The 11519-nt window shown below is 55.5% G+C and carries 10 protein-coding genes and 1 other RNA gene; 5 read left to right on the forward strand and 6 right to left on the reverse strand.

From position 1 onward, the window contains the following. The first annotated feature begins 134 nt into the window (after positions 1 to 134). Complete coding sequence (locus tag I6N93_RS15450; RefSeq protein ID WP_085685770.1) at positions 135 to 653, forward strand: phenolic acid decarboxylase; 519 nt, start codon at positions 135 to 137, stop codon at positions 651 to 653. 146 nt (positions 654 to 799) lie between these two features. On the opposite strand, the gene rnpB is transcribed toward I6N93_RS15450, so the two are convergent. Both rnpB and rsmI read right to left on the reverse strand, forming a co-directional pair. Then, an RNA gene (gene rnpB, locus I6N93_RS15455) (RNase P RNA component class A) lies at positions 800 to 1178 on the reverse strand. 46 nt (positions 1179 to 1224) lie between these two features. Then, entirely contained in the window at positions 1225 to 2091 is an 867-nt protein-coding gene (gene rsmI, locus I6N93_RS15460) for a 16S rRNA (cytidine(1402)-2'-O)-methyltransferase (protein ID WP_085685772.1), read from the reverse strand. A gap of 60 nt (positions 2092 to 2151) precedes the next feature. Here rsmI and I6N93_RS15465 point away from each other — a divergent pair, with 60 nt between their 5' ends. Genes I6N93_RS15465 through dolP form a run of 4 tightly spaced genes read left to right on the forward strand, consistent with a single transcriptional unit; the run spans position 2152 to position 5754 of the window. Continuing rightward, positions 2152 to 4185: a penicillin-binding protein activator gene (locus tag I6N93_RS15465; protein WP_085685774.1), complete on the forward strand. Its 2034-nt coding sequence runs from the start codon at positions 2152 to 2154 to the stop codon at positions 4183 to 4185. Continuing rightward, the gene (locus I6N93_RS15470; RefSeq protein WP_232100171.1) at positions 4182 to 4538 is read left to right on the forward strand and encodes a YraN family protein; all 357 of its coding nucleotides are present in this window, start codon (positions 4182 to 4184) and stop codon (positions 4536 to 4538) included. Before I6N93_RS15465 ends, I6N93_RS15470 begins: the two co-directional genes overlap by 4 nt. 39 nt (positions 4539 to 4577) lie before the next feature. After that, positions 4578 to 5168: a DnaA initiator-associating protein DiaA gene (gene diaA / locus I6N93_RS15475; RefSeq protein ID WP_085685919.1), complete on the forward strand. Its 591-nt coding sequence runs from the start codon at positions 4578 to 4580 to the stop codon at positions 5166 to 5168. A 10-nt stretch (positions 5169 to 5178) separates the two neighbouring features. Further along, positions 5179 to 5754, forward strand: a complete 576-nt coding sequence (gene dolP, locus I6N93_RS15480) for a division/outer membrane stress-associated lipid-binding lipoprotein (RefSeq protein WP_085685776.1) — start codon at positions 5179 to 5181, stop codon at positions 5752 to 5754. Positions 5755 to 6058: 304 nt separating this feature from the next. Here the strand turns inward: dolP and mtgA are convergent, their stop codons facing one another. The 4 genes from mtgA to I6N93_RS15500 form a co-directional block, all read right to left on the reverse strand. Next, the gene (mtgA, locus tag I6N93_RS15485; RefSeq protein ID WP_085685778.1) at positions 6059 to 6793 is read right to left on the reverse strand and encodes a monofunctional biosynthetic peptidoglycan transglycosylase; all 735 of its coding nucleotides are present in this window, start codon (positions 6791 to 6793) and stop codon (positions 6059 to 6061) included. Then, positions 6790 to 7443: an isoprenoid biosynthesis glyoxalase ElbB gene (gene elbB / locus I6N93_RS15490; RefSeq protein ID WP_085685920.1), complete on the reverse strand. Its 654-nt coding sequence runs from the start codon at positions 7441 to 7443 to the stop codon at positions 6790 to 6792. The genes mtgA and elbB overlap by 4 nt, the downstream gene beginning before the upstream one ends. A gap of 230 nt (positions 7444 to 7673) precedes the next feature. Further along, entirely contained in the window at positions 7674 to 10019 is a 2346-nt protein-coding gene (arcB, locus tag I6N93_RS15495; RefSeq protein ID WP_085685780.1) for an aerobic respiration two-component sensor histidine kinase ArcB, read from the reverse strand. A 92-nt stretch (positions 10020 to 10111) separates the two neighbouring features. Next, positions 10112 to 11041, reverse strand: coding sequence for a TIGR01212 family radical SAM protein (locus I6N93_RS15500; RefSeq protein ID WP_085685782.1), 930 nt, complete (start codon positions 11039 to 11041; stop codon positions 10112 to 10114). Positions 11042 to 11519 lie beyond the last annotated feature (478 nt).

Here is an 11519-nt window from a genome sequence, read left to right on the forward strand (position 1 = left end):
TTCACTCACCCCATACCTGTAAAGTATCTATCAAATGAAACAAAGCATTGGATAGAATTTATACCTATACCTAAGATAACAATACCCCCTCATCTAAACCAGCCATAAATCGCTACAAAACCAGGAGATATTCTATGCCAGATCCTTTTGAGTCCACCAAACCGGAACAGCTCACCCAGTTCATCGGCAAGCATTTCATCTATACCTACGAGAACGGTTGGCAATACGAGATATATCTGAAGAACGACCGCACCATCGACTATCGCATTCACAGCGGCATCGTCGGCGGGCGCTGGGTACGCGACCAAGAGGTCCACATCGTCCGGCTCTCCGACGACGTGTGCAAAATCTCCTGGGATGAACCCACCGGCACGACGGTCAGCGTAGCGATCAATTTCCATGAGAAACAGTTGCACGGGGTCATTTTCTTCCCGCAATGGGTCGCCAAAGACCCGGGCAAGACGGTCTGCTTACAGAACGAGCACCTTGATCTGATGCGCAGCTATCGCGATGCCGGGCCGACCTATCCGAAGCTGGTGATCGACGAGTTCGCGCAGGTCACCTTCGTTGAAGACTGTGGCCAGAACAACCAGGAGGTGATCGCCTGCGCGCCCTCCGAACTGCCAGAAGGCTATGCGGCGAGGCGCAATTAACCTTGGCATCCTGTCTTTCCAGCTACCGCTTGGAGAGGGTTATGCCTTCATGGATCGCTTTGCCGTGTCAGAGCCCGGGCTGCGTGGAGAAGTCATCGTGAAATAAAAAAACCGGCGCATTGCATCAGCAACACGCCGGTCGAGAGTGAGGGAGTTGACCGTTAAGCCGGGTTCTGTCGTGGACAGTCATTCATCTAGGCCAGCAATCGCTCACTGGCTCAAGCAGCCTACCCGGGTTCAGTACGGGCCGTACCATGTGAACCCCTATTTGGCCTTGCTCCGGGTGGAGTTTACCGTGCCACGATCTGTTGCCAGCCGCGCGGTGCGCTCTTACCGCACCCTTTCACCCTTACCTGATCCCGCTTACGCAGGCCATCGGCGGTTTGCTCTCTGTTGCACTTGTCGTGGGCTTGCGCCCCCCAGGCGTTACCTGGCACCCTGCCCTGTGGAGCCCGGACTTTCCTCCCCTCCATCTGTCTCCCCCGAAAGGGACGGCAACGAAGCGGCGACTGTCTGGTCAACTCCGGCGCGGATGATAGGGCAAATCGTCGCCCTTGTCATCCCCGTTGGCTCACTTTGTACCGTCTTGCTCCAGCGCATAACGGTACAAAGCGTTCTTTTTCACGCCGTGGATCTCGGCGGCCAGCGCCGCCGCCTTTTTCAGGGGTAGCTCGGCCTGCAGCAGCGCCAGCGTTCTCAGCGCCTCCGCGGGCAACGCGCTGTCGTCGGGATGATATCCTTCAACGATCAGCACCATTTCGCCTTTGCGGCGGTTATCGTCCTCTTCTACCCACGCCAGAAGCTCGGCCACCGGCGCGCCATAAATGGACTCCCAGGTTTTAGTGAGCTCACGCGCCAGCACGACATAACGCTGCGGTCCCAGTACGGCGACCATATCGCGCAGGCTATCCAGCAATCGATGCGTGGACTCGTAGTAAATCAATGTACGCGGCTCTTCCAGCATCGCCTGCAGCGTGTCTTTTCTCGCCTTTGTTTTCGCCGGCAGGAATCCTTCATAACAGAAACGGTCCGACGCCAGCCCCGCGGCGGAAAGCGCGGCAATCGCCGCACACGCCCCCGGCAGCGGCACTACGCGCACCCCCGCTTCACGGCACAGCCTCACCACGTGATAACCCGGATCGTTAATCAACGGCGTTCCCGCGTCAGAAACCAGCGCCACGCTCATTCCACTTTGCAAACGGCTCAGCAATTGTTCCGCTCTCTGTTGTTCATTGTGATCGTGCAGTGCGAACAGCCGCGCATTAATCGCGAAATGCTGTAACAATAAACCGGTATGACGAGTATCCTCCGCCGCAATGAGATCGACGCTTTTCAAAACGTCCAACGCGCGCTGAGTAATGTCTCCCAGGTTGCCGATAGGCGTCGGGACAATGTAAAGGGTAGAGGCGGAAATCTCTGCTTGTTGGTCTTGTTTCATTGTTTCATCCGGGTTGCCGATTTAATATTGAGCATCTCTGAATTTATCACTGGATACAGTATGCTTCCCTTAAATTATGTCCGCGCCCATATAGGCCGAGTCATTCCTGTTGTGTTGGCGGCACTATTTCTCGCGGGCTGCCCAAGCCAGGCACCCCAAAATCCGTCTAACCAGCAAGTGGCGGTAAAGGCTGGTGCCGCATCTGATTATTACCTACAGCAGATGCAGCAAGGCGGGGATGATAACAAGGCTGACTGGCAATTACTTGCTATTCATGCCCTGATTCAGGAAGGCAAGCTGCCTCAGGCCCTCGCGCAGTGGAGCGCCCTGCCCGCTTCGCTCAACGACAGACAACAGCTCGAACAGCGTCTGCTGAATGCAGAACTGGCGGTCGCACGCAATGATATGAATGCCGCCAACGGCGCATTGTCCCCGCTGGATGTCAACGCGCTGTCCGGCCAGCAACAAGAACGCTACTACCAGGCGTTGATTAGCGCCAATCAAGCGCAACCGTCGCTGACGCTGCTCCGCGCGTATATCGCTCAGGAACCGCAGTTGCAGAGCGATGCCCGCCAGCGCAACATCGATCTGACCTGGTCTGCGCTCACGCGCCTTAGTCCTCAGATCATCGATTCCATCGCGATCAACGCCGACGAGAATACCCTGGCGGGCTGGCTCGACCTGCTGACGACCTATCAAAGCAAAACCGCAGCGCCTGCAGAACTGAAAACGGCGATTGCCGACTGGCAAGCGCGTTATCCGCGTCACCCGGCTGCTAAAACGCTGCCGACGGTGTTAATGCAGCAGGGGACAGGGCCGAATCTGTCGACCTCCGGCAGTATTGCGCTGCTGTTGCCGTTAAACGGTCAGGCGCAGGTCTATTCGAAAGCCATTCAGGCCGGTTTCAGCGCAGCACGGGACGGCCAGGCCATGCCGAATGCTCCGGTGCAAACGCCAGAGGTTGCTCCGATAACCACAACGCCGGAAGACTCTACTCCCGCCGCGACGGCGAATCAGGCACTAGCGGCACCAGCGCAAGAACAACCGGCTTCCGTGACCGCTGCCCCGGCGCCATACAGCACAGCCGCTACGCCCGATCCAACATCCAGCCGCGTGGCGGTGAAAGTCTATGACACGACCGGCCAGCAGCTGGCCAACGTCATTGCTCAGGCGCAAAAAGACGGGGCCACCATGATTGTGGGGCCGCTGCTCAAAAATGACGTAGAGCAATTACCGGCGGCCCAAACCACGCTGCCGGTGCTGGCGCTGAATCAGCCGGAGCACGTGCAGCCGAGCCCCAATATCTGCTATTTCGCCCTGTCGCCGGAAGATGAAGCTCGGGATGCTGCGCAGTTCATTCATAGTCAGGGTAAACAGCAGCCGCTGGTTCTAGCGCCGCGCGGCAGTCTAGGCGATCGCGTGACGGCCGCTTTCGCTGCCGCCTGGCAGCAACAGGGCGGCGCCGCGCCGTTACAGCAGCGCATCGGCAGCACCGCCGAGTTGAAACAGGCCATCAACAACGGCGCAGGCATTTCACTGAGCGGGCAGCCGATTGTCGCTGAACCAACGTCACCTCAACCACAGTCAAGCACCACCATCGGCGGCCTCAATATTCCGGCTCAGGTGCCTCCAACACCAGCTGAAACCAGCGCAGGCGGCGTAGATGCGGTCTATATCATCGCCACACCGGACGAGCTATCGTTAATCAAACCCATGATCGACTTGCGCAACAAATCACGCGCTCGCGCCGCGCTCTATGCCAGCTCACGCAGCAATCAGGCCGGTTTCGGACCCGATTTCCGTCTGGAAATGGAAGGGCTGCAGTTTAGCGATATTCCGCTGCTGACAGGGGCGAATCCGTCGCTGATGCAGCAGACTACCGCTCAGTTCCGTAACGACTACTCGCTGGTACGCCTGTTTGCTATGGGAATGGATGCCTGGACGCTGGCGAACAACTTCTCCTCACTGCGTCAACCGCCGGGCTATCGTCTGGAGGGTTCGACAGGGCAACTGAGCGCTACGCCGGATTGCGTAGTGAACCGCAAACTCACCTGGCTACAGTTCCGCCAGGGGCAACTGGTGCCTGCATCCTGAAGACCCGCGAAACTGGGAACGATTACGAACGACGGGCTCGGCGCTACCTGGAGCGCGCGGGCCTGATGTTTGTCGCGGGCAACGTGACGCTACGCGGCGGCGAGCTGGATTTGATCATGCGCGACGGCCCGATATGGGTTTTCGTAGAAGTACGCTACCGGCGTAACGCGGACTTTGGCGGCGCAGCCGCCAGCGTGACCCGACGCAAGCAGCAAAAGTTACTGCGGACGGCCGCAGTGTGGCTATCACATCAAGGCGGCGGCTTCGAACATACCGACTGTCGTTTCGACGTACTGGCTATCACCGGCGACCAGATGGAGTGGTTGCCGAACGCGTTCGGCAATCAGGAATAATTGGTTAATTCCGAAAACAAAAGAATAGGTTACCCAAACGTGCTGGATAGAATTAAAGTCTGTTTTACCGAGAGCATCCAAACCCAGATCGCCGCGGCAGAAGCCTTGCCGGATGCCATCTCACGGGCAGCGGTCACAATGGTGCAATCTTTGCTCAACGGCAACAAAATCCTGAGCTGCGGGAACGGCACTTCCGCCGCCAACGCCCAGCATTTTGCCGCCAATATGATTAATCGTTTCGAAACGGAGCGTCCCAGCCTGCCCGCTATCGCGCTGAACGCCGACAACGTGGTGCTGACGGCGATTTCAAACGACCGGTTGCACGAGGAGATCTATGCAAAACAGGTCCGGGCTTTAGGACATGCGGGGGATATCCTCCTGGCGATATCCACGCATGGAAACAGCCGCGACATCGTTAAAGCGGTAGAAGCCGCCGTGACCCGTGACATGACCATCGTTGCGTTAACCGGCTACGATGGCGGCGAACTTGCTGGTTTGCTGGGACAACAGGATGTGGAAATTCGCATCCCGTCGCACCGCAACGCTCGAATTCAGGAAATGCACATGTTGACTGTGAACTGCTTGTGCGATCTGATAGACAACACGCTCTTCCCACACCAGAACGATTAAGGAGTGCCTCATGAGGATATATTCTTGCATTGCCGTGCTGTCCGCCGCTCTGCTGCTACAAGGTTGTATCGGCGCGGTCGCTATCGGCAGCGCAGCCGTCGCGACCAAAACCGCGACCGATCCCCGCACGGTAGGGACTCAGGTTGATGATGGTACGTTGGAAATGCGCGTTTCCAATACGTTGGCAAAAGACCAGCAGTTAAGTAAAGAAGCCCGCATCGTTGCGACGGTGTATCAGGGCAAAGTCTTGTTGACCGGGCAGTCGCCGAAGGCGGAGCTGTCCAGTCGAGCCAGGCAGATTGCACTGGGTGTGGAAGGTACGACGGAGGTGTATAACGAAATCCGTCAGGGAACGCCAATTAGCCTGGGCACCGCTTCAATGGATACCTGGATCACCACCAAAGTACGCTCTCAGTTGCTGGCCAGCGATCAGGTCAAGTCCTCTAACGTCAAAGTGACCACTGAAAACAACGAAGTCTTCCTGTTAGGGCTGGTCACTCGTCGCGAGGGCGCCGCCGCAGCGCAAATCGCCAGCAAAGTCAGCGGCGTCAAACATGTCACCACAGCATTTACCTATCTGGAATAAACACAACATGCCTGACCCGCTTTCACGGCGGGCTCAGGACTTCCTGGTCCTGTCGTTGACTCACCTCACCGCCCAATATCCCTTCATACCCGCGATGCCGATGGCAGAATGACTTTGTTTTGCACCCCATCGATGGCTTGGCCGCATTGCCTGAAAATGCCGCGAAGTGGCAGAACATCATGCTGGATTTACGAATACATTAGCCTGGCTATTGTTTTTTTTGGCCTTCTCGACGCAGACTATGCTGGACGGATCGATAAATCCTGCGATAAGCGCCGGGAGTTTTAGAAACGGAACCGTAGCATTATCGTAACTCGTTGTTTTTAAGGAAGGCTTCACCACCAATCTGGCTCATTTGACGAAGTACCCACTGTTGTCGGCGAATCATATAGCCCGAGGGTCTGTCGACGCGAAAGCGAATAGGATTGGGCAATACAGAAGCCAGCAACGCCGCCTCGCTGGCGGTTAAGCGACTGGCCGACTTGTGGAAAAAATGCCGGGAAGCCTCTTCAACACCGAAAATCCCGGGGCCAAACTCCACGATATTAAGGTAGACGGTCAGAATCCGGCGCTTGCTCCACGTCAGCTCCATCACCGTCGTCAAGCCGGCCTCAAGTCCTTTGCGCACCCAGCTGCGCCCATCCCACAACAGCAAATTTTTGACCGTTTGCTGAGACAGAGTGGAAGCACCGCGAATGCGTCCTTCATTCTCTTCGTTATGCCGCAAGGCGGCATCGATCGCAACGAGGTCGAAACCCCAATGTTGTGGAAACTTTTGGTCTTCCGCCGCAATCACCGCCAGCGGCATGGCATAGGCAATCTCATCCATTGAAACCCACTCGGAATGGGCGATATAAGAAAAGTCACCGCGCAGCCACGCGCTGACCTGACGATCGATCATCACCGCCGAGAAGGGAACCGGCAGAAAGGCAAACAACGCAATCGCCAGCAACCAGATCCCCAGAATGATCACAACGGCCCGGACAATAGCGCGTTTAAAACCACTCGCAAAATGACTTAGGGCTCGGCCTGATTTCATTTCGTCAATTCCAAAACATGGGCAACCAGTTTCTCAATTCCCCTAGCAACCTCGCCGATGGAGTTCGCTAGCATGTAGGCCGGGGTCGTCACAACTTTGTGTTCTGCATCTACAACAATGTCGTCAACCGGACAAGTCACGTGCATTCCCCCCATCGCTTCGATGGCTTCCGCTGTATCGATATCGTTACCAATTGTAAGTCTGACAGGAGCACCCAGCAGTCTTGGCAACATGGCTGGGGAGATGCAAACAAAACCAATTGGTTTACTTTTCTTATAAATTTCCTGGGTGAGTATTTTTAATTCTTCATCGACCTGACACTCGCTTCCTCGGGTCGCAAAATCACTTAAATTTTCCGCCGCGCCGAAACCACCGGGAACAATCAATGCATCGAGCTGTTCCGCGTCAGCCGCGGACAGAGGCTGGATTTTTCCACGTGCGATCCGTGCTGACTCCGCGAGGATATTACGTTTTTCATCAGTCACTTGGCCACTAAGATGATTCACGACACGCCGCTGATCTTTGTCCGGCGCAAAGCAGATGGCTTCAGCTCCGGCTCGGTCGATTGCAAGTAGAGTCAAGACAGCTTCGTGGATTTCTGAACCATCATAAACACCACATCCGCTGAGTACGACACCGACTTTTTTCATCATTAAGTCCTCATTTCATTACATCAACTAATTGATTTTTTAATTGACAAACACTAATCTACATCACACATTTTAATGATACTCGTAACGAGCAACGGCATTTTGCTATGTTGTCAGTTGCCTGAAATGTACTTACTACACTTGCGAGCCAACAAACCTGAAATCAATGGCAGGTGTACCAGTTTCCCTGGTGTTGGCGCATAATTCGCGCACCCCGGCTTCGGTCGGGGTCATTTTTTTCCAGCCTTGGCCACCCACGCTTTCAACACGCCGACATCATGTCGCCAATCTTGTTTCAACTCGTCAATCCATTCATGCACATTGTCCCACCATGCAGGCAACGTCGTCGTTTGAATCTGTTGAGCCACCTGCTGCAGATGCCGCAACCCGACAGACCCCGCCGCGCCCTTGATTTTGTGACCTTCTTCTGCGATGCCCTTCTGGTCGCGCGCCGTCATGTTGGACTCCAGCACCGCCAGATAACCCGGCATCATCTGCTCGAACATCTCCAGGCTCTGGTGAATCAGCGAGGGGCCGACCAAATCCAGGTACTGCTGCAACATGGCGACGTCCAGCAACGACTCAAGGGTGGAGTCATCGACTGTCGCATCGGCGACCGTCTCTGGCGCGCGATGTTCGGGAGCATCCCAGTGCTGTTTGATGATCGCCGTGAGCGCCGGAACCACCAGCGGTTTGCTCAGCACGTCATCCATGCCCGCATCCAAATAGTCTTTCTTGTCCTTCAGCACGTTGGCGGTCAGCGCCACCAGCGGAGGCAACGTTTTCTGGCCGTAGCGGATACGCAGCTCGCGCGCCACATTCAGTCCGGTCATGTCCGGCAGTTGGATATCCAGCAACACCAGGTCGAACTCTTCGGGGTCGAACATCGCCAGCGCTTCCTGACCGGTCATCGCCACTTCAACGCTGCTACCCAGTTTTTCCAGCACCGAACGCGCGACGACGACGTTCAGTTCGATATCTTCCACCAGCAGGACATGCAACGCAGGCAACGGCAGCGTTTCATCGCCGTCCTCATGTGTTTCCGCTTCTTCCACCATCGGTGCGGATACCGTCAGCGTGAAGCAGGAGCCTTCGCCCAATTTGCTGGTGACCTGAATATCTCCGCCCATGTTTTGCGCGAGCCGTTTGGAAACGGCCAGACCGATACCGGTGCCGGTAGCCGGTTTACCGCCGTTCTGATCTTTCACCTGGTAATACATGGAAAATATTTTTTCGAGTTCATCATCCGGGATGCCCATGCCGGAATCCGCAACCTCGAAACGCAGGCCATGGTTCTGGTCGTGCCCGACACGGATCACCACCTTGCCGCTCTGGGTAAATTTCACGGCGTTGCTCAGCAGATTCCACAGAATCTGACGCAGACGCGTACCGTCGGCGATGATGCATTTCGGCAATGGCTGCTGCAGGTCCATCTCCAGTTGCAGACCTTTAGGTTCGGCCAGCAGGCCGCCCAGATTTTCCAGATCGGCGACAAAGCCGATGAAATCTACCGGCTGGTTGTCGAGCTGGACCTTGCGCCGCTCCTGCTTGTCCATTTCGATCACGTCGTTGAAGATATTGCCGAGGGTGATGGCGCTAACGTGAATGGTTTTCAGATATTTTCGCTGCTCCGCATCCAGGTGGGTGTCAAGCAAAATTCGGCTGAGGCCGACAATGCCGTTAAGCGGCGTGCGAAGCTCGTGGCTGATCGTTGAGATAAAAGTGGTCTTCTCCCTGCTGGCTTTCTCTAACGCGTCCTGGTAACGCTTACGTTCCGTTATATCGCGGCCAAATCCCATGAGCCCATGCCGCTTACCCTGATGGTCGTAAAATGGCACCTTGCGCAACTCGAAACAGGATTTTCGTCCATCCGGATACACCAGCCACTGTTCGTAGGTCAGGGAGACGTTATGGCGGAACACTTTTTCGTCCGTCTCAACCACCTTGGCCGCGATATCCTGCGGATAGACGTCGAAGGGAGTCAGGCCGATCATCTGCTTCTGGCTCTTGCCCAACAGCAGTTCCATAGCGCGGTTGCAGCCGGAGAACGCCTTGTTTTCGTTGCGGTAGTAAACCAGATCCGGCGACGCATCGAGGAAAGAACGCAGCAGCGCCGACTGCTGCTCCAGCTCCACCTGCGCCTGTTCACGCCGCGCCATTTCTTCGCGCAGCTTGCTGAGCATTTCAAAGCGCGACTTTTCGGCTTTAATGCGATCGGTGATTTCTTGATTGAGCTGGCCGATGTTATTTTGCAGTTTGGCGTTCAGCTCCTGATCGCGATGTCGCATCACCTCTAATTTGGCCACCAAACGCGACAAGCGCTGTCGAGACTCTTCAAGCTGCTCGACCACTACCGACAGGAAATAAACCGCCCAGGGCGTGATTAGAAGGCCAAAAAAGATGGATCGCACCACATCGATGCGTTCGACCTGACCGCTGAGCAACATGGTCACCGCCATCTGGACCAGCAGCGCCAATAGCACCAGCGCTGAAGCCAGCAGAATGGAAAAGCGAACCAGCCCAAGTCTCACCATTAAATCAACGTAATACTGGGCTAATAGCCGAATTTGCTTCATAGAATTCTTCCTTCATCGAGATCCCGCAAATCATACCGTAAAAGTGATGATGCGCGGGAAATGAGCAGAGGGTTTGAGAACGGGGTATAACGTCAGGTGGGAACAAAACGGAACGCATCGCCCAGAGCGGAACCCTGAACGCCGTGCTGAGACAGATAGCGGTCGATCTCCACCATCCCGGTCCAGCGATTTTCGCACCACAAGGGAGCCAGCAGCGTCGGACGACGGGCGCTGGCGGAGATGCGATGGTAGACCACATCGGCAGGCGTGTGACGAATCATTTCACCAGCCGTAGTCACATACTGCGCCAGCGGCAGCTCCGGCAATCGACCCGCGCGCCAGGCTTTGCCCATGATGCTGCCATCAACGATATGGAGAGGATGCAGCTTCAAACCGTCGGCCCCGGCGTCAACCACCCGGCGCAGCGTCGACAGACAATCCTTTTCGTCCTCTCCCGGCAGACCGACGATCAGATGCGTGCAAACTTTGAGGCCGCGCTCCCTGGCCCGGCGCGTCGTCTGCTGGTAGCAGTCAAACGTGTGACCGCGGTTGATACGATACAACGTCTTGTCATTCGCCGTTTGCAGGCCCAACTCCAGCCAGACCTCATAGCCCTGCTCGCGATACTCGGAAAGCAGGGCCAGCACAGCGTCCGGGACACAATCAGGCCGGGTGCCGACGCACAGGCCCACCATATCGGCCTGTGTCAGCGCTTCGCGATACATGGATGCCAGAACCTGCACCTCCGCGTAAGTACTGGTGTAGGCCTGGAAATAGGCCAGATAACGCTTGGCTCGATTGACCTTACCGGCCTGAGCGGACAGCTGATCGGCGATACTGCGCTGCTGCATCTGTTCGTCGGCGAACGATGCCACATTGCAGAACGTGCAGCCTCCCCGGCCTAAGGTGCCGTCGCGATTCGGACAGTTGAAGCCACCGTGCAGGGTCAGCTTGTGAATTTTTTCGCCATAACGACGCTGGAGATCGCCGCCAAACATGTTGATTAATCTTTGTAATTGCATATTCTGACTTTCCTCCTCCGCGGGAGGAGCCTACCTTTTCCCCGCCCTGCGTGCGATGACGCCGATCAAGTCCCCCTTACCGCCATTTTGAATAATTATTCTAATTTAGTGAAAATAAAGTCATGGATGGCTTGATTAATTTTGCTAATCACCTGCGCGCGTCGCATTAGAAGTTGACCAGAGATTAAAAAACAGTGGCATGAGTTAAAAAACGGAAATCTGTCAGAATAAGATGCCATTAAGTCGAGATAATGCAGCACGTCGGGACATCAATCCGGCATTATTATAGTGATACACCTCACATTTCGTCCGGACTTCGCGTTGATAAAATGTGTTCTTTTTGTTGTAAAAAACCTTATTTATCATAGCCATAAGTAAATATTATCCTTGAAATACCGATTTATGTAGGGGATTTGACCTGAACAGGGTTTCTCGCTAATTTGGGAAATGGCTGGAAGCTTTCCTGACGAGACGACAA

The organism is Lonsdalea populi (assembly GCF_015999465.1).
Lineage (GTDB): Bacteria > Pseudomonadota > Gammaproteobacteria > Enterobacterales > Enterobacteriaceae > Lonsdalea > Lonsdalea populi.